This window comes from Pseudomonas sp. 5P_5.1_Bac1 (assembly GCF_025466015.1).
In the GTDB taxonomy this organism is placed as follows: domain Bacteria; phylum Pseudomonadota; class Gammaproteobacteria; order Pseudomonadales; family Pseudomonadaceae; genus Aquipseudomonas.
Window position 1 is genome coordinate 19230 of record NZ_JANLNX010000006.1, and the last position, 23058, is coordinate 42287.

At 64.5% G+C, this 23058-nt stretch carries 23 protein-coding genes and 1 riboswitch; of the genes, 13 read left to right on the forward strand and 10 right to left on the reverse strand.

Annotated elements, in window-relative coordinates; genetic code table 11:
• Positions 1–48 precede the first annotated feature (48 nt).
• Both ppa and NTD82_RS00500 read left to right on the forward strand, forming a co-directional pair.
• Positions 49–576, forward strand: a complete 528-nt coding sequence (ppa, locus tag NTD82_RS00495; RefSeq protein ID WP_095159347.1) for an inorganic diphosphatase — start codon at positions 49–51, stop codon at positions 574–576.
• 194 nt (positions 577–770) lie between these two features.
• Positions 771–1481 carry a helix-turn-helix transcriptional regulator gene (locus NTD82_RS00500; protein WP_095159348.1) on the forward strand — a complete coding sequence of 237 codons (711 nt, stop codon included), beginning with the start codon at positions 771–773 and terminating at the stop codon, positions 1479–1481.
• Positions 1482–1699: 218 nt separating this feature from the next.
• Here the strand turns inward: NTD82_RS00500 and NTD82_RS00505 are convergent, their stop codons facing one another.
• A complete protein-coding gene (locus NTD82_RS00505; protein WP_262127396.1) occupies positions 1700–1975 on the reverse strand; it encodes a hypothetical protein in 276 nt (91 codons plus the stop codon).
• Positions 1976–2153: 178 nt separating this feature from the next.
• Between NTD82_RS00505 and NTD82_RS00510 the strand changes: the two genes are divergently transcribed.
• Positions 2154–2831 (forward strand): TetR family transcriptional regulator C-terminal domain-containing protein, encoded by a 678-nt coding sequence (locus tag NTD82_RS00510; RefSeq protein WP_262127397.1) that lies wholly within the window; start codon positions 2154–2156, stop codon positions 2829–2831.
• A 21-nt stretch (positions 2832–2852) separates the two neighbouring features.
• Here the strand turns inward: NTD82_RS00510 and mntP are convergent, their stop codons facing one another.
• The 3 genes from mntP to NTD82_RS00525 all read right to left on the reverse strand — a co-directional run bounded on the left by mntP (position 2853) and on the right by NTD82_RS00525 (position 5464).
• On the reverse strand, positions 2853–3419 hold the full coding sequence (gene mntP, locus NTD82_RS00515) for a manganese efflux pump MntP (protein WP_262127398.1): 567 nt from the start codon (positions 3417–3419) through the stop codon (positions 2853–2855).
• Positions 3420–3423: 4 nt separating this feature from the next.
• A riboswitch (yybP-ykoY riboswitch) is annotated at positions 3424–3592 on the reverse strand.
• Between the two features lie 115 nt (positions 3593–3707).
• Positions 3708–4607 carry a proline iminopeptidase-family hydrolase gene (locus tag NTD82_RS00520; protein ID WP_095159350.1) on the reverse strand — a complete coding sequence of 300 codons (900 nt, stop codon included), beginning with the start codon at positions 4605–4607 and terminating at the stop codon, positions 3708–3710.
• Positions 4608–4705: 98 nt separating this feature from the next.
• On the reverse strand, positions 4706–5464 hold the full coding sequence (locus tag NTD82_RS00525; RefSeq protein ID WP_262127399.1) for a LuxR family transcriptional regulator: 759 nt from the start codon (positions 5462–5464) through the stop codon (positions 4706–4708).
• Positions 5465–5641: 177 nt separating this feature from the next.
• Between NTD82_RS00525 and NTD82_RS00530 the strand changes: the two genes are divergently transcribed.
• The 6 genes from NTD82_RS00530 to NTD82_RS00555 are packed head-to-tail and all read left to right on the forward strand — an operon-like array spanning position 5642 to position 11869.
• Positions 5642–6532: a proline iminopeptidase-family hydrolase gene (locus NTD82_RS00530; RefSeq protein WP_262127400.1), complete on the forward strand. Its 891-nt coding sequence runs from the start codon at positions 5642–5644 to the stop codon at positions 6530–6532.
• 3 nt (positions 6533–6535) lie between these two features.
• Entirely contained in the window at positions 6536–7483 is a 948-nt protein-coding gene (locus NTD82_RS00535) for an ABC transporter permease (protein ID WP_262127401.1), read from the forward strand.
• Positions 7480–8340, forward strand: a complete 861-nt coding sequence (locus NTD82_RS00540; RefSeq protein ID WP_095159354.1) for an ABC transporter permease — start codon at positions 7480–7482, stop codon at positions 8338–8340. Before NTD82_RS00535 ends, NTD82_RS00540 begins: the two co-directional genes overlap by 4 nt.
• Positions 8337–9323 carry an ABC transporter ATP-binding protein gene (locus tag NTD82_RS00545; protein ID WP_262127403.1) on the forward strand — a complete coding sequence of 329 codons (987 nt, stop codon included), beginning with the start codon at positions 8337–8339 and terminating at the stop codon, positions 9321–9323. The genes NTD82_RS00540 and NTD82_RS00545 overlap by 4 nt, the downstream gene beginning before the upstream one ends.
• Positions 9320–10294 carry an ABC transporter ATP-binding protein gene (locus tag NTD82_RS00550; protein WP_262127404.1) on the forward strand — a complete coding sequence of 325 codons (975 nt, stop codon included), beginning with the start codon at positions 9320–9322 and terminating at the stop codon, positions 10292–10294. Before NTD82_RS00545 ends, NTD82_RS00550 begins: the two co-directional genes overlap by 4 nt.
• 33 nt (positions 10295–10327) lie before the next feature.
• Positions 10328–11869: an ABC transporter substrate-binding protein gene (locus NTD82_RS00555; protein WP_095159357.1), complete on the forward strand. Its 1542-nt coding sequence runs from the start codon at positions 10328–10330 to the stop codon at positions 11867–11869.
• A 234-nt stretch (positions 11870–12103) separates the two neighbouring features.
• Here the strand turns inward: NTD82_RS00555 and NTD82_RS00560 are convergent, their stop codons facing one another.
• The 3 genes from NTD82_RS00560 to NTD82_RS00570 are packed head-to-tail and all read right to left on the reverse strand — an operon-like array spanning position 12104 to position 15855.
• The gene (locus tag NTD82_RS00560; RefSeq protein ID WP_262127406.1) at positions 12104–13288 is read right to left on the reverse strand and encodes an SGNH/GDSL hydrolase family protein; all 1185 of its coding nucleotides are present in this window, start codon (positions 13286–13288) and stop codon (positions 12104–12106) included.
• Between the two features lies 1 nt (position 13289).
• Positions 13290–14465 (reverse strand): DUF459 domain-containing protein, encoded by a 1176-nt coding sequence (locus NTD82_RS00565; protein WP_262127407.1) that lies wholly within the window; start codon positions 14463–14465, stop codon positions 13290–13292.
• A complete protein-coding gene (locus tag NTD82_RS00570) occupies positions 14452–15855 on the reverse strand; it encodes an MBOAT family O-acyltransferase (RefSeq protein WP_262127408.1) in 1404 nt (467 codons plus the stop codon). Before NTD82_RS00570 ends, NTD82_RS00565 begins: the two co-directional genes overlap by 14 nt.
• A gap of 208 nt (positions 15856–16063) precedes the next feature.
• Here NTD82_RS00570 and NTD82_RS00575 point away from each other — a divergent pair, with 208 nt between their 5' ends.
• The 4 genes from NTD82_RS00575 to NTD82_RS00590 all read left to right on the forward strand — a co-directional run bounded on the left by NTD82_RS00575 (position 16064) and on the right by NTD82_RS00590 (position 21156).
• Complete coding sequence (locus tag NTD82_RS00575; RefSeq protein ID WP_095159361.1) at positions 16064–16306, forward strand: exodeoxyribonuclease VII small subunit; 243 nt, start codon at positions 16064–16066, stop codon at positions 16304–16306.
• On the forward strand, positions 16303–17190 hold the full coding sequence (ispA, locus tag NTD82_RS00580; RefSeq protein ID WP_095159362.1) for a (2E,6E)-farnesyl diphosphate synthase: 888 nt from the start codon (positions 16303–16305) through the stop codon (positions 17188–17190). Before NTD82_RS00575 ends, ispA begins: the two co-directional genes overlap by 4 nt.
• A gap of 91 nt (positions 17191–17281) precedes the next feature.
• On the forward strand, positions 17282–19177 hold the full coding sequence (dxs, locus tag NTD82_RS00585) for a 1-deoxy-D-xylulose-5-phosphate synthase (protein WP_262127409.1): 1896 nt from the start codon (positions 17282–17284) through the stop codon (positions 19175–19177).
• 104 nt (positions 19178–19281) lie between these two features.
• Positions 19282–21156, forward strand: a complete 1875-nt coding sequence (locus NTD82_RS00590; protein WP_262127410.1) for a TonB-dependent receptor domain-containing protein — start codon at positions 19282–19284, stop codon at positions 21154–21156.
• Here the strand turns inward: NTD82_RS00590 and NTD82_RS00595 are convergent.
• From NTD82_RS00595 to ribA, 3 genes are read right to left on the reverse strand one after another with little or no spacing between them, the layout of a single operon-like run.
• Positions 21134–21940 carry a cobalamin-binding protein gene (locus NTD82_RS00595; RefSeq protein ID WP_262127411.1) on the reverse strand — a complete coding sequence of 269 codons (807 nt, stop codon included), beginning with the start codon at positions 21938–21940 and terminating at the stop codon, positions 21134–21136. The two genes, NTD82_RS00590 and NTD82_RS00595, sit on opposite strands and share 23 nt — an antisense overlap.
• Positions 21940–22359 carry an MFS transporter gene (locus tag NTD82_RS00600; RefSeq protein ID WP_175653511.1) on the reverse strand — a complete coding sequence of 140 codons (420 nt, stop codon included), beginning with the start codon at positions 22357–22359 and terminating at the stop codon, positions 21940–21942. The genes NTD82_RS00595 and NTD82_RS00600 overlap by 1 nt, the downstream gene beginning before the upstream one ends.
• On the reverse strand, positions 22356–22973 hold the full coding sequence (gene ribA / locus NTD82_RS00605; protein ID WP_175653510.1) for a GTP cyclohydrolase II: 618 nt from the start codon (positions 22971–22973) through the stop codon (positions 22356–22358). The genes NTD82_RS00600 and ribA overlap by 4 nt, the downstream gene beginning before the upstream one ends.
• Positions 22974–23058 lie beyond the last annotated feature (85 nt).

Sequence of the window (23058 nt, forward strand, 5' to 3'; positions counted from 1 at the left end):
TGCCTATAATCGCGGCCAATTTTTGGTCAAACACGGGGGCAACGCCCAATGAGCTACAGCAAGATTCCAGCTGGCAAAGACCTGCCGAACGACATCTACGTCGCCATCGAGATCCCGGCCAACCACGCGCCGATCAAATACGAGATCGACAAGGACAGCGACTGCCTGTTCGTCGACCGTTTCATGGCCACCCCGATGTTCTACCCGGCCAACTACGGTTTCATCCCGAACACCCTGGCCGACGACGGTGATCCCCTGGACGTGCTGGTCGTGACCCCTTACCCGGTTGCTCCAGGTTCGGTAATCCGCGCCCGTCCGGTCGGCATCCTGAACATGACCGACGACGGCGGCGGCGACGCCAAGGTCATCGCCGTACCGCACGACAAACTGTCGCAGCTGTACGTCGACATCAAGGAATACACCGACCTGCCAGCCCTGCTGCTGGAGCAGATCAAGCACTTCTTCGAGAACTACAAAGATCTGGAGAAAGGCAAGTGGGTCAAGATCGATGGTTGGGGCAACGCTGATGCAGCCCGCGCCGAGATCACCAAAGCCGTTGCCGCCTACAAAGGCTAAGCTCCTCGCTTGACGAAAAAGCCCCGCACTTGCGGGGCTTTTTCATGGGTGTGTGGAAAGTGAGGCGTGGAGAGTTAGCGACAATTCCTACGCCGCCATAGGCAATTACTGTAATTCCGACCCATCAACATTCCGAAATATCTCAACCCAATGTTTATAGGAAGCCGTGTTCCTGCCCTCTAGAATCAGTCCCCATGAATACATCCGGTGATCGACTGAAGGCACTGCTGAACGAGTGCAACCTGAGCGCTTCGGACTTCGCAGCCCAGCGCAAGGTGACGCCTCAACATGTGAACAACTGGTTCCATCGCGGAGTGCCCCAGGCCCGGCTCGATGAAATCGCCGAATTGCTGTGCGTACGCAGCAAATGGCTGCGCACGGGCGAAGGTCCCAAGCACATCAACCCATTACCGCGAATACACCGCCCCCGCACACAGCCAAGAAGCGAGGTGCCGGACCACAGCGCCCTCACCACCTATGGCGAAGGCGATGCGCAGCTGCCATTTCACAGCCTGCGCAACCGCCAGCTTGAACCTATCGACAACCGCTACCTGCGCCTGCCGCGCCAGGCCCTCGACCGCCTCGGCGTCGACCCGACCCAGGCGCTGTGCCTGAGCATGCCGGACTACAACATGATGCCACTGATCCCGTTCGGCGCCCCACTGGCCATCGACCGCGGCCTGACGCGGGTAGTCGAGGGCGAGCTGTACGCGGTCCTGCACAACGGACGCTTGCGCATCCACAGCCTGAGCAAACGCACCAACGGCGTCTTGCGCCTGCACAGCCATGACAGCGAAGGGTTTCCCTGCGAAAGCTACAGCGTCAGCCAGGCTCGCAGCCAACAACTGGAGATCCTCGGCTGGGTGTTCTGGTGGGCCCAATACCGCAGCGAAAGGCCGGACTGAAGCGCATAAGCGTGCATTTTCCGCTGGGCATTGCGAGCCATTCCCAGTATGCTACGGCCCACCTCCACCCTGGCTGCCGCTTGCATGCCATGGGCGGGCGAGGCCTCACACAGCCCTCGCCTATCGACACCTCGTGTCGACCAACGATTTGAAGGCGGTTGCGGCTTACCAAAAGTCAGCCAAGACTGTCCCCGAGAAGCCGGCCACAAGCCGGCTTTTTAATGCCCCCCGCCCTGCCCCAACAACTCCCGCCGCCGCCGCTCCCAGTTCACCTGCCGCTTGGCGATATCCGCCGCCAGAATCTCCAGTCGCCGCTCACCCTCGGCAATGGCTTCGTCCTTTGACGGATAGAGCTCGCTGATCGGGTAGTTATGTCCGGTTTCCGTTCGGTCGTAGGCGCTACCGTAGATGCCGCCAGCCACCAGTTCGACCTTCACGACCTGGAATGTGCGGGTCAGTCGCCAGGCGACGTAGGGGTATGTGCGTTGCTGCATCGGGGAAATCCTGCTGCTCGATCAGACTGCGGTGGTCACCGCCGGCAGAAGGCTACGCGCTTCGTTATATAGAATTCAATACAGCGGACTCGCGCCAGCGCTGTATATTTTTGTATATTCCGAATCCCGACTCCAACGCGGACCTCTCGCCGGGCTTGGGCACAACAAGGAATTCGCGATGTACATCATGCCGTTCGATCCCCGCCTCGATACGCCGCGGGGCGCCAGAAAACCCCGGCCCCGCACCGACGACGCGCCAGACTCGGTGTGCCGGACCATTCTCGACGCGGCGAGCGAAGCCTTCGCCGAGAAGGGCTACGCCGCCACCACCGTTGCGACCATCGCGCAACGGGCCGGGTTGCCCAAATCCAACGTGCACTACTACTTCAAGTCCAAGGAAAACATCTACGCCAAGGTGCTGGAGGACATCGCGCCCTCGTACCTGAGCGCCTGCATGCCGTCGCTGGACGACGATGAGACGCCGATCGAGGCGCTGACCCAGACGCTGATCCGCATGATCCGTCTGTTCGAGCGCCAGCCCTGCGCCTCGAAAGTGTTCATGGCTGAACTGCGTGAAGGTGCGCGGCGCCTGCCTCGGGAGTTTTTTGCCCGCTGGACGACGCAGACCCAGCAAAGTCTCGCCGGCATTCGCCAGTGGGTCGATCGCGGCCTGCTGGCGCCCATCGACCCGGAACACGCGCTGCTGACCATCTGGGCCATCGCGCAATCCTGCGTCAGCCGTGGCTGGCAGCTTCCCGGCCTGCGCAGCGAAGCAATGGACTACGACATCGCGGTCAGCAACGCCGCGCGCCTGCTGCTCAGCGGTCTGGCACCGGGAGGCCGGGCAGCCCGCTGAGACGGGCTCCAGAGACCTCAATCAGACGGCGCTCAGGTGCTCATAGAGAATCGTCGCGCCCACCAGCATCAATACGACACCGCCAACAATCTCCGCACGTTTGCCCACCACCGAACCGAGCACACGGCCGAGCATCACACCGAGGGTGACCATAACGCAGGTGGCCAGGCCGATGCATGCGGCGGCAACCAGGATGTTGACGTTGACGAACGCCAGGCCCACACCGACCGCCATCGCGTCGATGCTGGTGGCAAATGCGGTCACCGCGAGAATCAAGAAGGAATGCTGGCTGGTTTTTTCTTCGGCTTCGTCTTCGTCCTTGAGGCCGTTCCAGATCATGTGCAGACCCAGTACCAGCAGCAGGCCGAAGGCGATCCAGTGGTCCCAGTTTTCGACGAACTGGACGGCGACCTGGCCGATGCCCCAGCCGATGATCGGCGTGATGGCTTCGATCACGCCGAAGATCAGGCCGGTGCGCAGGGCCTCGGTGAAACGCGGTTTATGCAGGCTGGAGCCTTTGCCTATCGCTGCTGCAAAGGCATCGGTCGACATGGCGAGCGCGAGGAAGAGGAGGGAAAAGGGATTCACGGTTACAGTCCAGTCGGGCTATGAGTCAACGACGCAACCACACGCCCGACTTTAGGCATGGATGCATCGTTGGTCTCGCCAACCAGAAAGGTGTTCACGCCACGGCTGCTGCCGAGAATGTTGACGTGAACGCTCACTGACCGGGGTCAGGAGCAGGCTACTCCCCAACAAGGGTGGCCACTATAGCGGCTAGAACGTAAAAAAAACATCAACCGCCGCACTGCCACCCGCACATCGGCAGGCGAAGCTCCGTAAAGGGCCGCACCGCGGCCCCAAGTCAACGCGAAATCACAGGTTCTCGTCGAGGAAGTTCACCACGGTGCCCATGCACGCGACCCGCTCTTCCACATGCGGCATGTGGCTGGAGTTCTCGAAGATCGCACTCTGGATACCCGGGATCAGGTCCAGGAATGGCTGGATCACCCGTGGCGTGGCTTCGTCATAGCGACCGGAAATCAGCAGGCAAGGTGCGTTGATCTCAGGCAGGTAGTTGGCGATGGTCCAGTCCTTGGTGCTGCCGGTGATGGTGAACTCATTCGGACCGGTCATCGCGTGGTACACGGTCGGGTCAGCGTCAACCTGGGCAAAGGTGCGTTCCACCTCTTCCGGCCACGGGCTGAGACGGCACACGTGCTTGTTGTAGAAGAACCGGGTCGCCGCCAGGTAATCAGCGGCGAGGTAATCACCGGTGGCTTCGTGCTTGAGCAGGGTGGCCTGAATGTCTTCGGGCAATTCTCCGCGCAGGCGATTGGCTTCTTCCATCCAGGTGCCCATGTCGACCGGCGAGTTGGCGATGATCAGGCAGCGCAGGCCGGCCGGCCTTCTCGCGGCATGAACACTGCCGAGCATGCCGCCCCAGGATTGGCCGAGCAGCGCATAGCGCTCGCTGATGCCGAGGTGCTCCAGCAGGTTGTCGAGTTCTTCGAGAAACAGGCTCACCGTCCAGAACGACGGCGGCATATCGGGCAGGTGCGTCGAATGGCCGTTGCCCAGTTGGTCATAGTGGATGACCGGATACCCGCCGGCAGCGACATCCTTGTAAGCGTCGACGTAGTCATAGGTGCAGCCTGGCCCGCCGTGGAGGATGACCAAGGGAGTGCGACCGCTTTCGAGGTCACCGGTAATGCGGTACCAAGTCTGGTGGCTGCCAAACGGGGCAAAACCTTCACGCGATTTGATGAGTTCCATTTCATCCGGCTCCGTGCGAATTGTGGCACTCACCATAACTGCTGCCCCGTCGGCGCATAACTAGAGAATTCTCTAGGTTTTCGGGATTTTTCCGGCAGCTAACCCTCTAAAAGCCGGTAATGCACGGCACGAGCCACCGCCTGCACACGGTTTTTTGCACCCAGCTTGTGCATCGCCGAGGTCAAATGAAGGGAAATCGTGGCCAGTGAGCGGTTCAATTGCTCGGCGATCTGCGCGGCGGTCAAGCCGTCGGCGGCCCAACGCAGGCATTCACGCTCACGCCGGGTCAGGCGAACGGTCTGCACGACCGCTTCCTTGCCAAGCAAGGGATACGCCGCCTCCTGAAAGGCATGGGCGATCAGGCCAAAATCGGCAAGGCTGTGGCGCGCCTCCTCCAGGTCGCTGTCGCGGACCTCCGAGCGCAGCGCTGTCATTGTCGCCAACCCGCCACGCGGCATGTGGATGGGCACGGTAACGCCGCAGGTGAGTTGGGCATCTCTGAGGTAACTGGCCACCGGGGCGTGGCGACGGTCGATGTGCTGCTGCAGGACCGTCTTTCGCTTCGCCTCATAAGACCAGACGAACGGCGCGATGGCGGAAAGGGCGAGGTGCTGGACCGGATCGATCTGGTAGAAGCCTGAAACCCAGAGGTCTTCCCAGTCTTTCGGTGTATGACGCACGCGCACGACGGCGGGGGTGATCAATTCGCCGACGTGATCCAGCGGAACCGCGCTGTAGTCATACACCAGCGTATCGAAACCGAGTTGCGTCGCCATGTCGGCAACGCTGTCTATCTGTTCGTCCAGGCTCCTGCCAGACAACAGACGGGTATTGAGGTCAGCCAGCTTGGCCTGCATTCCTTGCACTCCCTGTGTGTATACCCCTGTTGGATTTCCATCTTGAAGTCCGGCAAGTAGAATGCCACGGCTCGGCGCGGGACTGCCAGATGAAACCTATAAGAAATACTAGCTTGTAGGTGGCGCATTCTCCTGCGCAGGGTATAGCGGTAAGCCATTGCCAACAGGAGAGTAGCGATGTGGCGTGAGATGCAACCGGACCAGCAGTTCAACCTTTCGGTCGATGGCCACAATCTCGTGGTGTACAGCTATGGCGAGGGCGACGAGGTGCTGCTGTGCCTCAACGGCGGGCCCGGCCTGCCCTGCGACTACCTTCGTGATGCCCATTCCTGGCTCAAGGACAAAGGCCTGCGGGTCGTGGCGTTCGACCAACTGGGCACCGGCGCCTCCGACCGGCCCGACGATCCTTCCCTGTGGGACATCACCCGCTACGTCGCTGAAGTCGAAACAGTGCGCGAAAGCCTCGGCCTGGGCCGCGTGCACATGCTCGGCCACTCCTGGGGCGGCTGGCTGGCGATCGAATACGCCATTCATCACCCGCAGGCACTGAAATCCCTGATCCTGGAAAACACCGTCGGCGACATCCCGCACCTGTCCAGCGAGCTGGATCGCCTGCGCAACGCCCTCGGCAGCGAAACCGTGGCGATGATGCAGCGCTACGAAGCCATCGGTAACCTCGATCATCCCCAGTACCAGGCTGCCATCACCCTGCTCAACTACCGCCATGTCTGCCGCCTGGAAGAATGGCCGGCGCCGGTCCAGCGTTCGCTGGGCGACTGGAACATGGGACCGTACGTCGCCATGCAGGGGCCCAACGAGTTCCTCTATACCGGCAACCTCAAGGACTGGAATCGCCTGAAGGAAATGGCCGACTTCCGCATGCCGGTGCTGATCACCACCGGCCAGCACGACGAACTCACCCCCGCCTGCGCCCTGCGCATGAAGCTCGCGCTCGACAACGCGGCCGAGCTGCATGTGTTCCCCAACAGCAGCCACATGCCGTTCTACGAAGAACCCCAGGCCTATTTCCCGGTGTTGCTGGATTTCCTGCAACGTCACCGGGGCTGATCGATGAATCTGGCGCGCTACCGGTTTGTCCTGACCCGTCCGTTGCAACTGCTGCCCGTGCTGCTCGGCATAAGCCTCATCACCTTCGTGCTGGTCCGCTCGATTCCCGGCGACCCGGCGCGGGCGCTGCTCGGCGCCCGCAGCACGCCGGACGCGATCCAGAAGATCCGCGCCCAGTACGCGCTGGACGAGCCGATCTGGACCCAATACCTGTACTTCCTGAAAAACCTGCTCAACGGCGACCTCGGCCAGTCCCTGCTGTACAAGATCGACGCGCTGAAGCTGATCGCCACGCGCATCGAGCCGACCCTGATGCTGGTGCTCGGCAGCGTGCTGCTGGCGCTGATCATCGCCGTGCCGCTGGCCACCATCGCCGCACGCAACAAGGGCGGCTGGGCCGACAACCTGATCCGCCTGTTCACCACTGCCGGCCTCGGCCTGCCGGCGTTCTGGCTGGGGCTGATGCTGATCCTGCTGTTCAGCGTGCACTGGGGGCTGTTTCCGGTGTCCGGCTATGGCCGCACCTGGGATGACAAACTGCACCACCTGGTGCTGCCCTGCCTGACCATCGCCCTGGCGCTGTCGGCGGTGCTGGTGCGCAACCTGCGCGCCAGCATGCTGCTGGAAATGCAGGCTGACCACGTCACCGCCGCCCGCGCCCGTGGCCTCTCGGAAAACGCGGTGTTTCGTCGCCACGTCCTGCCCAATTCCATGGTGCCCACGGTCAACCTGCTGGCGGTCAACATCGGCTGGCTGATCAGCGGCACGGTGGTGATCGAAAGCCTGTTTTCCCTGCCCGGCATCGGCCAGTTGCTGGTCCGCGGAATCTTCACCCGCGACTACATGGTGGTCCAGGGCGTGGCGATGGTGCTGGCCTGCGCCACGGTAGCGGTCAACTTCATCGCCGACGTGGTGACCACCGCCATCGACCCGCGGGTGACGATCCAATGAGCGGCAGCCCGAGCGTCGCCGCCCCCGTTCGCTGGCGCCTGCGCTGGCAGCTCGGCAATGGCCGCCTGACCTTGTATTTCGGCCTCGCCATCGTGCTCGGCTGGATCCTCCTCGCGCTGTTCGCGCCTTGGGTCGCGCCCTACGATCCACTGCTGCAGAACGGCGACATGCGCCTTGCCGCGCCAAGCCTGGCGTACCCCTTCGGCACCGACAATTTTGGCCGCGACATCCTTTCCCGGGTGATCTGGGGCGCGCGCATCGACCTGCAGATGGCGTTGATCGGGGTGATCTTCCCGTTCCTGCTCGGCACTTGCATCGGCGCCATCTCCGGTTATGTCGGCGGGCGCCTGGACGCGCTGTGCATGCGCCTGATCGATATCGTCCTGGCCTTCCCTTTTCTGGTGCTGATGCTGGCGATCATGGCCATTCTCGGCCCGGGATTGAGCAGCTTCTATATCGCCATGGCGCTGGTCGGCTGGGTGTCCTACGCACGGTTGATCCGCTCGCAGATCCTCGTGCTCAAGGAAAGCGACTTCGCTCTGGCGGCCAAGAGCCTGGGCTTCAGCCACCGGCGCATCCTGTTCGGCCACCTGATGCCCAACGCCCTGTTCAGCTCGGTGGTGTTCTGCATGTCCGACGCCGTGCTGGTGCTGCTCAATGGCGCGGCGGTCAGCTACCTCGGCCTCGGCGTGCAACCGCCCACCGCCGAGTGGGGCACGATGGTTGCAGAAGGACAGAGCTTCATTACCAGCGCCTGGTGGATCTGCACCTTCCCGGGCCTGGCCGTGGTGACCCTGGCCATGGGCTTCAGCCTGTTGGCCGACGGCGTCGCCGAACGCCTGGGAGACCGTTCATGAGCGCACCGCTGCTTCAGGTCGAAGACCTCAGCGTGATCGCCCGCCTTGAGGGGCGTGATGTCGCGGTGGTCGATCGGCTGTCGTTCAGCCTCGGCGAAGGCGAGATTCTTGGTCTGGTGGGCGAAAGCGGCTCGGGCAAGACCATGGCCTGCCGCGGCCTGATGCGCCTGCTGCCGTCGCCGAAGCTGCGGGTCGAAGGCAAGGCTGTGCACCTGGCCGGGAAGAACCTGCTGCACCTGGACGAGACCGGCATGCGCCGCATGCGCGGGCGCGAGCTGGGGATGATTTTCCAGAACCCCAGCAGCCACCTCGATCCGCTGATGCGCATCGGCGAACAGATCGCCGAAGGCATCCGCCTGCACCAGGGCGCCTCGCGCCGCGAAGCGCGGGCGCAGGCCATCGACGTGTTGCGCCAGGTCGGCATTCCCGACCCGCAGTCGCGGGTCGACAACTACCCGCATGAATTTTCCGGTGGCATGCGCCAGCGGGCGATGATCGCCGTGGCCCTGGGCTGCAACCCGAACGTGCTGATCGCCGACGAGCCGACCACTGCGCTGGACGTCACCGTGCAGGCGCAGATCCTCCGCCTGCTGCTGGAGCTGCGCGACCGCCGCGGCTTGTCGATCATCCTCATCAGCCACGACCTCGGCGTGGTGGCGCAGACCTGCGACAGCATCGCCGTGATGTACGCCGGCCGCCTCTGCGAACACGGCAGCAAGCAGGACCTCCTGGCAAACCCACAGCATCCGTACAGCGCCGGCCTGCTCGCCTGTCACCCGGCGGCCGAGAGCACTCAGCGGCTGATGAACACCATTCCCGGGCAACCGCCCTTACTCGACGCCATGCCCCAAGGCTGTCGCTTCGGCCCGCGTTGCGCGCACGCCGCGCCTACCTGCCGCGAGCAGTTGCCGGAGCTGCGGGAAACCGCGCCCGGCCACCGCCTCGCCTGCCACACGCCGCTGTTTGCCGGAGGTCTGTCATGACCACGCTGTTGCAGGTCAAGGACCTGCACGTGCAGTTTCCCGCCGCGGGCAGCGGCCTGTTCGGCTTGCGCCAGCGCAAGGTCAGCGCGGTCAACGGCGCCTCGCTGGAACTGAAGGCCGGCGAGACCCTCGGCCTGGTCGGCGAGTCCGGCTGCGGCAAGAGCACCCTGGCCCGCGCCATCCTGCACCTGAACGAGACGGCCGGCGGGCAGATCCTCTTCGACGGCATCGACATGGCCCACGGCAGCAAGGCCGATATCGCCCGCCTGCGCCATGAAACCGCGATGATTTTCCAGGACCCGTACACCGCCCTTAACCCGCGCCAGAGCATTGGCCAGATTCTCGCCGAAGTGCTGCGGGTGCAGCGCAAAGTGCCAGCGCAGCAGGTCGAGGCGCGGGTCGCCGAACTGCTCAATCTGGTCGGCCTGCGCCCTGAACTGGCCGATCGCAAACCGCGCTCGCTCAGTGGCGGCCAGTGCCAGCGGGTCGGCATCGCCCGGGCGCTGGCCATCGAGCCGCGGCTGATCGTCGCCGACGAATGCGTCGCCGCGCTGGACGTGTCGATCCAGGGCCAGATCATCAACCTGCTGCTGGAACTGCGCGAACGCATGGACCTCGCGCTGCTGTTCATCACCCACGACCTGACCGTGGTACGCCGGCTGTGCGACCGGGTGGCGGTGATGTACCTCGGGCGCATCGTCGAGGAAGGTCCGGTCCGCGACGTCTTCGACGCGCCGCGCCATCCGTATACCGCCGCGCTGATCCAGTCGATCGCCGATATCGACCCGGCGCGCCGCCTGCCCGAACAACCGCTGCCGGGCGAACCGCCGAGCCCGCTGCACCTACCGTCGGGCTGTGCGTTCCATCCGCGGTGCCGGCACGCCCTGCCGGTGTGCCGCGAAACCTCTCCACCCACCCATTCGCTGGGCGCACGGCGCTACACCTGCGTCCACCCGGAGCCGTTGTACTGAAGAAATAACCACACCATCAAAAGGAGCTTGAGCATGAAACCCGGAGCATTGAAGTTACTCACCGCAGCATTGCTGGCCGCCAGCGCCCTGACCAGTGGCCTGGCCCACGCGGCGGGGGTATTGACCATCGGCTGCCGTGAGGAAAGCACCACCTTCGACCCGATCAAGAGCGCGCAGAACCGCGACAGTTGGGTCTTCGCCAACGTCTACGACGTGCTGATCCGCGTGGACAACAGCGGCACCAAACTGATCCCGGGGCTGGCGGAAAGCTGGAAGGTTTCCGATGACGGCCTGACCTACACCTTCAAGATCCGCGATGCCAAGTTCTCCGACGGCTCGCCCCTCACCGCCAGCGACGCCGCCTTCTCGCTGCTGCGCATCCGCGACAACCCCGCCTCGCTGTGGGCCGACTCCTACAAGATCATCGACAAGGCCGAAACGCCGGATGACCGCACCCTGGTGGTGACCCTGAAGAACAAGTCGGTGCCGTTCCTCGCGCAACTGGGCACCGCCAACGTCTCGATCCTGTCGAAGAAGGCCATGGACAAGATCGGCGAGGACGCCTACGCCCAGGACCCGGTGACCTCCGGTGCGTTCAAGGTCAAGGAATGGCTGCGTGGCGACCGGGTAATCCTGGAGAAGAACCCTAACTTCTGGGAGGCCGACAAGGTCAGCCTGGATGGCGTGGAGTGGATCTCCATCCCCGATGACAACACCCGCATGCTCAAGGTGCAGGCCGGCGAACTGGACACGGCGATCTTCGTGCCGTTCTCCCGCGTCGACGCGCTGCAGAAAGACAAGAACCTGAACATCCATATCGACCCGTCGACCCGGGAAGATCACCTGCTGATCAACCACTCCAAAGGCCTGCTGGGCAAAGCGGAAGTGCGCGAGGCGATCGATCTGGCGATCGACAAGAAAGCCCTGGTCAACACCGTGACCTTCGGCCATGGCGAAGTGGCGTACTCGTACATTCCCAAAGGCTCGCTGTACCACAACGCCGACAACCTGCAACGCCCGTACGACCCGGCCAAGGCCCGCGAGTTGCTGAAAAAGGCCGGCGCCGAAGGCCTCAAGGTCAACTACGTGGTCAACGCCGGCAACGAGGCCGACGAGCAGATTGCCGTGCTGGTGCAGAAGCAACTGGCCGACGTCGGCATCACCGCCACCCTGCAGAAGGTTGACCCGACCGCGAGCTGGCAGATGCTGGTGGACGGCGACTACGACCTGTCGGTGATGTACTGGACCAACGACGTGCCCGACCCGGACCAGAAGAGCACCTTCGTGCTGGGCGATGACACCAACCAGAACTACATGACCCGCTACAAGAACGACACGGTCAAGGATCTGGTCGCCGCGGCGCGGATCGAAACCGACCCGGTCAAGCGCGGGCAGATGTATCAGGAACTGCAGAAACTGGCGAAACAGGACGTGCACTGGATCGACCTGTACTACAGCCCGTACATCAACATCTCACGCAGCAATATCCAGAACTTCCTGCAGAACCCGTTGGGGCGGTTCACCCTGGAAGAAACGGTGAAGCTGGAGCCTGGGGTTAAAACGGCGAAGAACTGAGGCAGAACCTCATGGCTGCATGACGGCCATGAGGCGCCAGTCCGGAGATCGGGTAGCGGCTACCAGGTTCTAGCCGACAGTTTTTCAGAGTTCTTGAGACCGAGCGCCGCGCGGGCGGCGCTCGATCTCAAGAGCGCTGGAAAACTTACGACATGCACTTGGTAGCCATTGCCCGGCTTTATGACAAGCGCCTTCCAATCACCACATGATTGAAAGATGCGAGCCAGCGATGCTTCACTTCACCCCCAACTGCCCCCGCAAGAACCCATACAACCCACCCGCACTGCGCCGATACCCTTCGGCGCTCAGATGAATCAGATCGCCCCGCGCCAAGCCGCTTGCCTGCCACTGCAGGATCGAGCACTCGCCGCCCATGAACGCCTGCCAATCCCAGAACAACGCCCCAGACGCCTTCGCCACGTCCCGCTGAATGTCGATGATCGCCGGCAGCGGCCCCGGCATGCGCGCCGCGCAGCCTTGGGCATTGCGCTGTTTGATGGAGTCCGGCGGGCCGACCAGCAGCAACACCGCCCGCGGCATCTGCCGGCGCAGTTCGGCGAGGGTGTGGGTCAGTTGCTGTCGGTACTGGTCCAGGTCCAGCCGAGGGTCGAAGGCTTCATTGGTGCCGTAGGCCAGAATCACCAGATCCGGCCGCAGCGCCTTGAGGCTCTCCTGCCAGCCAGCCTGCCACTTGCTCATCACTTCCAGTTGCGCGCCATTGATGCCCAGCGCGGACAGGGTCACCCCGGCATTCTTCTGGCCCTGGATATACCAGCCGCCCAGCGCCTCGCCCGCTGGCGCCTCGACGGACAGTTCCAGCGGCAGCCGTGCGTTGTTCAGCACCGGACTGAAGCGCCATTGCCCGCCGGTGGCGGCGAGCATCAGACGGCGGTCGGGGTTGGTGCCGTCGCGGGCGTTGAGGCTGGCATGTTGTTGCGCCTGGTACAGCGCCGAGACCCGGTAACGCTTGTCGTCCGGCTGGCGCGCGTCGATGCGCACCGTGGCCTTCGATGCCTGCGGCAGTGACAAGTAACCGCCCAGCGGGAACTGCTCACTGTGCTGGTTGCGCGCCGACACCAGTTGCCACTGCGACTCCGCGGCCTTGAGCACCACCTGCTCGTAACGGGTGCCGGGCACCGGCGTCGCCGCCACCAGGCCAATCCCGCCATCGCCGTACTCGGCCTGGAACAAGCGGCGCAGTTCGCCACTGAAGATATCGGCGGCCGTGTGCGAGTCGCCGAACTGGACGATGTTCACCGGCGCCCGCGCCGCGGAACGCAGCTTGCCGGCCAGCACGCCGAGGTTGCCATCGCGGCTGACCGGCGCGGCGCGCGGTACCTCCATCGCCGCGTTCGGGCTGCAACCCGGCAACAGGCAACTGAGCACGAGCAGGGCGAAAAAACAGGGGGCTCGGCGCATCTCAATGTCCCGTCACGGTGGGGCCGGGAAACGCGATCAGCGACAACACCTGGTTGGCGATCAGCTTTTGCCCGGGAATGGTGAAGTGAATCCCGTCGTCAGCGCGAGTGCGGAGCTGGCCGCCTTGGCTGTTCTGCACGGTATAGGAAAATTCGTCAGCCCTGTAACCCAGCACGGCGTTGGCCGACACATAGTGCTGGCGGTGCTGCAGCGCCTGCTGCCGGTACAGGCCGCTGAGATAGTTCATCGCCGTGGACAGCCGCGCCTGCTGCATGTTCGGCGGGCCGACCCAGATCACTTGCACGCCATGGGCCTGCGCCTGTTCGAACATCGTGTCGATGCGCTGGCGGTAGGCCTGCTCCCAGGGCGCCGTCCTGAAACGCAAGAACGGCTTGCCCTTGCCTTGCGGCATGTCCCACGGATCGTTGGGACCAAGGAACACCACCATCAGACGGATCTTCGGGCGCTCATTCAAGGTCCGGCTCACCGTCTGCGGCCAGTTGAAGAAGCCCGGGTAAGCAAGCCCGGTGCTCTGCCGGCTGAGGTTGACGCTGCGAATGCCGTAACGCTTGAGCAGGGTGTTGGACAGGTGCGGCGCCACGCCCTGCATCATCGAGTCACCGACCAGAAACACTTCATCACCGCTGCTCAGGGTGACGACCGGCGACCCCATCGGCACGGGCATCGGCACGGGCATCGCGGGCGCCGGCGCTATGGGCTGCGCCTTCGCGGCTGGCGGCGCAACTGCGGCGGCGACCACCGGCCTGGCTTTTGCCGGTGGCGGTACGGGCGGCGGCGCAGGCGCGGGCTTCGGGGCTGGCGCGGCGATGTCCACGGTCACCACCGGCATGTTCGGCGGCAGTTCGACCATCACCGGCGCTTCCACCACGGGTGCTGGCGGTGCTGGCGGCGCCTCGGCCAGTTGCTCGCGGAGGCTGTCGACAAAGCGCTCGCGGGCGTCGGCGAATGCTTGGTTCAGGTTGCCGCCCAGGCGCCACAACGTGCTTTGCCCAACACCGGGCAGTTCACAGCTCTGATGGTATTTCTGCTGGCAATACAGGGCGATGGACTGCTGGTTCAGCCAGACCAGCAGCACGCTGGTCAACAGCAGCGCATACAGCACCCGCGCCGCGCCCAGTTGCGTGTTGAACAGGTGACGGATATCAGAAGCCGGCATAGATGAACCCCGGCACACCCGACGGCGCGGCGAAGATGACCAGCGCGAGGAACAGCGCCAGCGGTAGCGGATAGAACTGCCACGGCAAGCGGCTGCTGGCGGCGAAGCCCCGGCGCATCAGCAGCAGTGCCTGTGGATAAATCGCCAGCGCGGCAATGCAGGCCAGTAGCAGCGCCCCGGTAGCGCCGGACAAACCGGCAACGGACAGGCCGCCAAGCCCGGCGAGCATATCCAGCGCGCCATCCAGGCTGGTGCTGCGGAAGAAGATCCAGGCGAACGCCACGTAGTGAAACGTCAGCAGCCGCGCCAGCAAATCCGCGCCCGGCCAGCGCGGCGGCTGCGGCAGCCAGTGATTTGAAAGCTTGTACAGCGCCAGCCCGAAACCGTGCAGCGCGCCCCACACCAGGAAATTCACGCTCGCGCCATGCCAGAGCCCGGAGATCAGCATGGCCAGGAACATGTACAGCGTGGCGAACCAGGCGCCGTGGCGGTTGCCGCCCAGCGGGATATAGATGTAGTCGCGGATGAAGGTGGACAGGCTGATATGCCAGCGGCTCCAGAACTCCCGCAGATTGCGCGCAGCGTACGGCGCATCGAAGTTGACCGGCAGACGAAAGCCCAGCAGCAGGGCGATGCCGGTGACCAGATGGGTATAACCGCTGAAGTTCAGATAGATCTGCACGCTGTAGCCATACACCGCCAGCAGGATGCGCTCGGCGGAGAAATTACCGGGCGTCTCGAACACCGGGTCCACCCACTCGCTGGCCAGCCAGCCGCTGAGCAGGAACACCTTGACCACCGCCAGAGCGATCAGCCCGAGGGCGCGCTGCGGTTCCAGCAACTGACGCATCTGTGGCGGACGAATCTGCGGCAGCAGGTGCGTGGCGCGATTGACCGGCCCGGCCACCAGGCTGGGGAAGAACGCCAGGTACAGCGCAAGGTCCAGCAGCGGAGCCGGCGCCAGCTCGCGGCGGTTGATCGACACCAGGTAACTGACCGAATGGAAGGCATAGAAGGAAAAGCCGATCGGCACCAGCAACTGCAACAACGGCAGCGAGACGCTCAGGCCAAGCCCCGTCAGCGCGGCCTGCACGCCACCGACGAAGAACTCCTGGTACTTGAACCAATAGAAGCCGCCAAGCACCAGCACCAGGAGCAACAGCGTATTGAGGCTGCGCCCCGGATAACGCCCCGCCAGACGCCCGAGCAACCACACCGCCGCGGTATACCCCAGCAGCACATAAAGGGCCCACGGGCTGAAACTGAAGACTAGGCCATAACTGGCCGCCAGCAACACGGCGTTCTGCAACCGGAGATTCCAGCACAGGCTCCAGTACAGGGCGAAGAACAGAATGAAGGCGAGACCGAACTCGATCGAAAGAAAGCTCACAACGTAGTCCATTACGCAACGACGGGAGGGGCGCGGACACGACAGGAACGTCTGGGCGCAGAGCGGCGGCGATTATGGCAGAGAGCCATAAGCCCCCACAACGCGCCGGACAGTGTTCGAATACGACAAAAGAAGCGGCCCCTGATTTGCCCCCACTGCCCTGCTCTGCTAGTGTCGCGCCGTTCCGACAGCCACCGAGATAGCCGCCATGGCCCGAAAAAAAGCCGCCATCGATTTCGAGCAATCCCTCGCTGACCTGCAAGCCCTGGTCGAGCGTCTGGAGAACGGCGAACTGTCGCTGGAAGACTCGTTGACCGCCTTCGAACAAGGCATCCGCCTGACCCGTGACTGCCAGGGCGCCCTGACCCAGGCCGAGCAGAAAGTGCAGATCCTGCTGGAGCGCGACGGCGAACTCGCCGCGGAGCCCTTCGACGCGGAACAAGAACAATGATCAAGGCGTACCAGGACAGTTGCCAGGCCCGTGTCGATGGCGCATTGGAGCATCTGTTCCAACCACCTTCGGTCGAACTGACCCGCCTCTACGAAGCCATGCGCTACAGCGTGATGAACGGCGGCAAGCGGGTCCGCCCGCTGCTCGCCTATGCGGCCTGCGAAGCGCTGGGCGGCGCGGCCGAACAGGCCAACGGCGCGGCCTGCGCGGTTGAACTGATCCACGCCTACTCGCTGGTGCACGACGACCTGCCGGCCATGGACGACGACGACCTGCGCCGTGGCCAGCCGACCACCCACAAGGCCTTCGACGAAGCCTGCGCGATCCTCGCCGGCGACGGCCTGCAGAGCCTGGCCTTCAGCGCCCTGCTCGACCCGCGCCTGAGCCCGCAGAGCGACGCCATCCGCATCGCCATGGTGCAGACCCTGGCCAGCGCCGCAGGTCCTGCCGGCATGGTCGGCGGCCAGGCCATCGACCTCGGCTCGGTGGGTTTGAAACTTGACCAGACCGCGCTCGAATTCATGCACCGGCACAAGACCGGCGCGCTGATAGAAGCCAGCGTGCGCATCGGTGCACTGGCCAGCAACCGGGCTGGCGACGCTGAACTGCAGGCCCTGCAACAGTACGCCCAGGCCATCGGCCTGGCCTTCCAGGTGCAGGACGATATCCTCGACGTCGAAAGCGACACCGAGACCCTCGGCAAGCGCCAGGGCGCCGATATCGCCCGTGACAAACCGACCTACCCGGCCCTGCTCGGCCTCGACGCGGCCAAGGCCTACGCCCTGGAACTCCGCGACCAGGCCCTCGACGCCTTGCGGCCGTTTGACGCAGCCGCCGAGCCGCTGCGGGCGCTGGCGCGGTATATCGTCGAACGACGTAACTGATTTACAGGCCTTATCGCAGTCACCCCAAAATGGGCAGTCACTCCCCAATGGGGTAAACTTCCGCGTCTTCAAACCTATAACGACTCGCCTGATGCCCACGACGTTTCAAGAGATCCCCCGCGAACGCCCGGTCACGCCGCTGCTTGACCGTGCCGATACGCCAGCCGGCCTGCGTCGTCTGGCCGAAGCCGACCTGGAGAACCTGGCTGACGAACTGCGTCAGGAGTTGCTCTATACCGTTGGTCAGACCGGCGGGCACTTCGGTGCCGGCCTGGGCGTCATCGAGCTGACGGTTGCCCTGCATTACGTCTTCGACACGCCGGACGACCGTCTGGTGTGGGACGTCGGGCACCAGGCCTACCCGCACAAGATCCTCACCGGCCGCCGCCAGCGCATGAACACCCTGCGCCAGAAAGACGGCATCGCCGCCTTCCCGCGCCGCAGTGAAAGCGAGTACGACACCTTCGGCGTCGGTCACTCCAGCACCTCGATCAGCGCCGCGCTGGGCATGGCCATCGCCGCCCGCCTGCGCAACGAGTCGCGCAAGTCCATCGCGGTGATCGGCGACGGCGCCCTGACCGCCGGCATGGCCTTCGAGGCGTTGAACCACGCCCAGGAAGTCAACGCCGACATGCTGGTGATCCTCAACGACAACGACATGTCGATCTCGCGCAACGTCGGCGGGCTGTCCAACTACCTGGCCAAGATCCTCTCCAGCCGCACTTACGCGAGCATGCGCGAAGGCAGCAAGAAAGTGCTGTCGCGCCTGCCCGGCGCCTGGGAAATCGCCCGCCGCACCGAAGAATACGCCAAGGGCATGCTGGTCCCCGGCACGCTGTTCGAAGAGCTGGGCTGGAACTACATCGGCCCGATCGACGGCCACGACCTGCCGACCCTGATCGCCACCCTGCGCAACATGCGCGACCTCAAGGGTCCGCAGTTCCTGCACGTGGTGACCAAGAAGGGCAAGGGCTTCGCCCCGGCCGAGGTCGATCCGATCGGCTACCACGCCATCACCAAACTGGAACCTGCCGACAAGCCGGCCGCGCCGAAAAAGGCCGGCGGACCGAAGTACTCGGCCGTGTTCGGCCAGTGGCTGTGCGACATGGCCGCCGCCGACGATCGTCTGGTGGGCATTACCCCGGCGATGAAGGAAGGCTCCGACCTGGTGGCCTTCAGCGAACGTTATCCACAGCGCTACTTCGACGTCGCGATCGCCGAGCAGCACGCCGTGACCCTGGCCGCGGGCATGGCCTGCGAAGGCTCCAAGCCGGTGGTGGCGATCTACTCGACGTTCCTGCAGCGCGCCTACGACCAGTTGATCCACGACGTCGCGGTGCAGAACCTCGACGTGCTGTTCGCCATCGACCGCGCCGGTCTGGTGGGCGAAGACGGCCCGACCCACGCCGGCAGCTTCGACCTGTCCTTCCTGCGCTGCATCCCCGGCATGCTGGTGATGACCCCGAGCGACGAAAACGAGCTGCGCCGCATGCTCAACACCGGCCACCTCTACAACGGTCCGGCGGCGGTGCGCTACCCACGCGGCAACGGCCCCAACGCCACCATCGAGAACAGCCTGGAACCGCTGGAAATCGGCAAGGGTGTGATCCGCCGCCAGGGCAGCAAGGTCGCCCTGCTGGTGTTCGGCGTGCAGTTGGCCGAAGCCCTGAAGGTCGGTGAAACCCTCGATGCCACGGTGGTCGACATGCGCTTCGTCAAACCGCTGGATGAAGCGCTGGTGCTGGAACTGGCCGCCGTTCACGACCTGCTGGTGACCATCGAAGAGAACGCCATCATGGGTGGCGCCGGTGCCGCGGTCAGCGAATTCCTCGCCCGCGAAGCCGTGCTCAAGCCGGTGCTGCATCTGGGCCTGCCGGACATTTATGTCGAGCACGCCAAGCCGGCGCAGATGCTCGCTGAATGCGGGCTGGATGAGGCCGGAATCGAAGATGCGGTGCGCCAGCGCCTACAGCGGCTCGGCCTGTAACCTCATCGCTGGCAAGCCAGCTCCCACAGGGTTGTGAACTGCGCACGATACCTGTGGGCGCTTGTCGGGGCGCCAAACCGCAGCGATAGCGATAGAACGGCCAAATGAAAATCCCCCGCCTTGCCCCACTCCTGCTCTGCCTCCCCACCCCGCTCCTCGCCGAGCCGCTGGACCGCGACGCCGCCCTGCAACTCCCTGACGTGGTCATCAGCGCCAACCGCCAGGTCGAGGACCGCAACCAGTCCGCCAGCGCCAGTACGGTCTTCACCCGCGACGACATCGAGCGCCTGCAGCCCAGCAACGTCACCGACCTGCTGACCCGCGTCCCCGGCGTACAAGTCGCCCGCACCGGCGGTCGCGGCAGCCTGCCGGGGATCTTCATCCGCGGCACCAAGGCGGCGCAGAGCCTGGTGTTGGTGGACGGCCAGCGCATCGCCAATACCTCGTCCGGCGACAGCGGCCTGCAATACCTCGATATCGGCCAGATCGAACGGGTGGAAGTGCTGCGCGGGTCGCGTTCGGCGATCTACGGCAGCGATGCCATGGGCGGGGTGATCCAGATTTTCACCCGTCGCGGCAGCGAGCAGAACCTGCACGCCAACCTGCGTCTGGCCGTGGGCAGCCAGCAGACCGTCCAGCGCAGCCTCGGCCTGTCCGGCGGCGACGAGCGCACCCGCTTCAGCCTCGGCGCCAGCCTGGATGAAAGCGCCGGCATCGACGACACCCGGCAGTCCTACGCGAGCGACAGCGACCACGACGCCTACCGCAACCGCTCCGTCAGCCTGAGCCTGTCGCACCAGCTCGGCGAGAACCTCGAAGTCGGCGCCAACCTGCTGGACAGCCGTGGCCGACGGGAATTCGACAATCCCTTCGGACGCTACATCGAGGAAACCGGCGCCGTCGTCCCGCAGGCCCCGTACAGCGATTTCACCGTCAGCAGCGTCGACACCTGGCTCGCCGCCCAGATCACCGAGCAATGGCACAGCCGCGTGGACCTGGCCCACAGCGAAAACCGCGACCGCAGCCGCGACAAGCTCAGCAGCCAGTCCGACGTGCTCAACACCTACCGCGACGCCATCACCTGGCAGAACGACCTGAACCTCAACGACCGGCACAGCCTGATGCTCGGCGGCGACGCCTATGTCGACCGCCTGCACGCCAACGTGGACTTCGCCGAAGACAGCCGCTGGAACCGCGCGGTCTTCGTCCAGCACCGCTACCAGGGCGAACACTTTTCCACCGAGCTGGGCCTTCGCCGCGACCGCAACCAGCAGTTCGGCGGGCAGAACATCTGGAGCGCCAGCCTGACGCTGCCGGTCAATGTCGATAACGATGTGCTGCTGTCCTACAGCGAGGGCTTCCGCGCACCGACCTTCAATGACCTGTATTACCCAGGCTTCGGCAACCCGAACCTCAAGCCGGAACGCTCGAAAAGCTATGAGCTGCAATGGCGCAGTCAGTTGAGCGAGGACAGCCGCCTGGAAACCTCGCTGTACCGCACCGACCTGCGCGACGCGATCATCTTCCGCGACATTCCCTACAACGTCAGCCAGGCGCGGATCATCGGTTTCGAAGCCGCGCTGAAGCAGGATTGGTACGGCTGGCAGAGCCAGTTGGCCGTGGCGCTGATGGACCCGCGCGACCGCGACAGCGGCCACACCCCGGAACGCCGTGCGCGGCGCACCCTGAGCCTGGATCTGGACCGGCAGTTCGACCGCCTTGGCCTCGGCGCGTCCTGGCAGGCGGTGAGCAGCAGCTACGCCGACGACAAGAACCAGCGCCAGCTCGGCGGCTACGGTCTGTTGGGTGCGCGGGCCAGTTGGCGGCTGACGCCGGAGATTCGCCTGGAACTGAAGGCCGACAACCTGCTGGACAAGGACTACGCCCGAGCCCAGTACAACCACTTCGGCACGGACTACGGCTACCGCGAGGAAGGTCGCACCTGGCTGCTGGCGATCAACTGGACGCCGGCGTTGTAGCCAGCGTTCGGCACAACTTCGCCGTGGCCTCGATCATCTGACCGCTGGGGCGCTCCAGGCCCTTGTCCGGCACACGCAGCAACTGTCCGGCGCGAACCGCCGAGAGCTGCGTCCAGCTTTTCCAGGCGGCCAATTGCGCCGCGTCGCTGGCGAGAATCACCTGCGGATCGCGCAGCAACACGCTTTCGATACTGACCTGCGGGGCCGGCAGTTGCAGGTCGTCGAACACGTTGCGTGCGCCACAGACCTTCAATGCATCGCTGATGATTTGCCCGGCGCCCACGGTGTACAGCGGCTTGTCCCAGACCTGATAGAACACCCGCACCGGCTGTTCGCGACGGTACTGCGCGCGCAGCGCCTGCAAGCGGTCGCGCAGTGCGCTGGCGTATTGCCGGGCGGATTCGGCCCGGCCCAGTCGCTCGCCGATGGCTTCGATCTGCGCGATCAGGCTGTCGAGGTCATGGGGCTCGGCGGTGTACAGCGGGATGCCGAGGCGTTCGAGCTGGGCGCGCTGGGCCGACGGCACGCTGGCGGGCCAGAGCAGAACGAGGTCGGGTTTGAGGCTGAGCAGGCGTTCCAGGTCGAGTTGCCCGTAACGTCCCACCGAAGGAACCTGCGCCAGGGCCGCCGGACGTTCGCCGGCATCGAGCACGCCCACCAGCAGATCGGCGGCCTGCAGTTCAACGACGATTTCCGTCAGCGAAGGCGCCAGGCTGACCACCCGTGGCGCGGCTGCCAGTGGCCAGGCAAACGCCAGCGCCACCAGCAACAAAAGCGCGCGCATCAGGCGAGTTGGCGGGGAATGCGGTAGAGGTAGAGGATGACCACGCTGGAGATTGCCAGCAGGATCTGCGGCACCGTTTCCAGACCGACCAGCACCGACAGCGCGGCGATCCACGCCGGCAGGCAAGCGAACAGCATGCCCAGGCGGCGCACGCGCGCCAGTTCGATCCAGGCGGCGGGTTCTTCTTCGGTATTGAGGGCTTTGCCGGTGGCGATCAGCGCGTGCTTGTAGACGGTGAAACGCGGCAGGGTCAGGAACATCGATGCCACGCCGGCAATGAACATCGGCATGGCCAGGACCGGAATGACCGGCTCACTGCCACCGAACGCCCAGGAAAACACCAGCAGCGGCGCCAGCGCCACCGCCAGGTACTGCAACCAGGCGATGGTCAGGCGACGACGAACCTGGCCGCGGGTCACGCCCGGCCGGCCTCACCCTGGTGCTCGTTGCCCATCATGTGGCCGAGCTTGCCGGCCTTGGTGGCCAGGTAGTGTTTGTTGTGCGGATTGTGACCGGTGTGCAGCGGCACACGCTCGGCGACCACGATACCCATGTCGGTCAGTGCCTTGACCTTGCGCGGGTTGTTGGTCATCAAGCGCAGCGAGGTGATGCCCAGGTGCTCCAGCATTGGCCGGCACATGGCGTAGTCACGCAGGTCAGCGGCAAAGCCCAGACGCTCGTTGGCCTCGACGGTGTCGGCGCCGCCGTCCTGCAGCTCATACGCGCGAATCTTGTTCAGCAGACCAATGCCACGGCCTTCCTGGCGAAGATAAAGCAGCGCGCCACGCCCTTCCCGGGCGATGGCCTGCAGGGCCGCTTCGAGCTGGGAACCACAATCGCACCGCTGGCTGAACAGAGCATCACCGGTCAGGCATTCGGAATGCAGGCGACCCAGCACCGGCTGGCCGTCGGCGATATCGCCGAGGCTGAGCACGACGTGCTCGCGGCCAGTGGCTTCGTCGAGAAAGCCGTGCATGGTGAAAGTCGCGAAAGGAGTAGGCAGCTTGGAAGCAGCAACAAAAACGACGGGCACCTTGTGCTCCTGAATATGCATGAAAATTGACGTGGGCCGATTGTAACAGCAGCTTGCCGCACCTGCTTATGCTGAATTACTGGGC

Excerpts from the sequence above, each read along its gene's own strand:
- NTD82_RS00590 (WP_262127410.1), top strand. The coding sequence starts at position 19,282 with ATGAAAATCCCCCGCCTTGCCCCACTCCTGCTCTGCCTCCCCACCCCG.
- NTD82_RS00505 (WP_262127396.1), bottom strand. The coding sequence starts at position 1,975 with ATGCAGCAACGCACATACCCCTACGTCGCCTGGCGACTGACCCGCACA.
- NTD82_RS00520 (WP_095159350.1), bottom strand. The coding sequence starts at position 4,607 with ATGGAACTCATCAAATCGCGTGAAGGTTTTGCCCCGTTTGGCAGCCAC.
- NTD82_RS00510 (WP_262127397.1), top strand. The coding sequence starts at position 2,154 with ATGTACATCATGCCGTTCGATCCCCGCCTCGATACGCCGCGGGGCGCC.
- NTD82_RS00530 (WP_262127400.1), top strand. The coding sequence starts at position 5,642 with ATGTGGCGTGAGATGCAACCGGACCAGCAGTTCAACCTTTCGGTCGAT.
- NTD82_RS00595 (WP_262127411.1), bottom strand. The coding sequence starts at position 21,940 with ATGCGCGCGCTTTTGTTGCTGGTGGCGCTGGCGTTTGCCTGGCCACTG.
- NTD82_RS00540 (WP_095159354.1), top strand. The coding sequence starts at position 7,480 with ATGAGCGGCAGCCCGAGCGTCGCCGCCCCCGTTCGCTGGCGCCTGCGC.
- NTD82_RS00555 (WP_095159357.1), top strand. The coding sequence starts at position 10,328 with ATGAAACCCGGAGCATTGAAGTTACTCACCGCAGCATTGCTGGCCGCC.
- NTD82_RS00535 (WP_262127401.1), top strand. The coding sequence starts at position 6,536 with ATGAATCTGGCGCGCTACCGGTTTGTCCTGACCCGTCCGTTGCAACTG.
- dxs (WP_262127409.1), top strand. The coding sequence starts at position 17,282 with ATGCCCACGACGTTTCAAGAGATCCCCCGCGAACGCCCGGTCACGCCG.
- NTD82_RS00545 (WP_262127403.1), top strand. The coding sequence starts at position 8,337 with ATGAGCGCACCGCTGCTTCAGGTCGAAGACCTCAGCGTGATCGCCCGC.
- NTD82_RS00550 (WP_262127404.1), top strand. The coding sequence starts at position 9,320 with ATGACCACGCTGTTGCAGGTCAAGGACCTGCACGTGCAGTTTCCCGCC.
- NTD82_RS00565 (WP_262127407.1), bottom strand. The coding sequence starts at position 14,465 with ATGCCGGCTTCTGATATCCGTCACCTGTTCAACACGCAACTGGGCGCG.
- ppa (WP_095159347.1), top strand. The coding sequence starts at position 49 with ATGAGCTACAGCAAGATTCCAGCTGGCAAAGACCTGCCGAACGACATC.
- NTD82_RS00560 (WP_262127406.1), bottom strand. The coding sequence starts at position 13,288 with ATGCGCCGAGCCCCCTGTTTTTTCGCCCTGCTCGTGCTCAGTTGCCTG.
- NTD82_RS00500 (WP_095159348.1), top strand. The coding sequence starts at position 771 with ATGAATACATCCGGTGATCGACTGAAGGCACTGCTGAACGAGTGCAAC.
- NTD82_RS00525 (WP_262127399.1), bottom strand. The coding sequence starts at position 5,464 with ATGCAGGCCAAGCTGGCTGACCTCAATACCCGTCTGTTGTCTGGCAGG.
- ispA (WP_095159362.1), top strand. The coding sequence starts at position 16,303 with ATGATCAAGGCGTACCAGGACAGTTGCCAGGCCCGTGTCGATGGCGCA.
- NTD82_RS00575 (WP_095159361.1), top strand. The coding sequence starts at position 16,064 with ATGGCCCGAAAAAAAGCCGCCATCGATTTCGAGCAATCCCTCGCTGAC.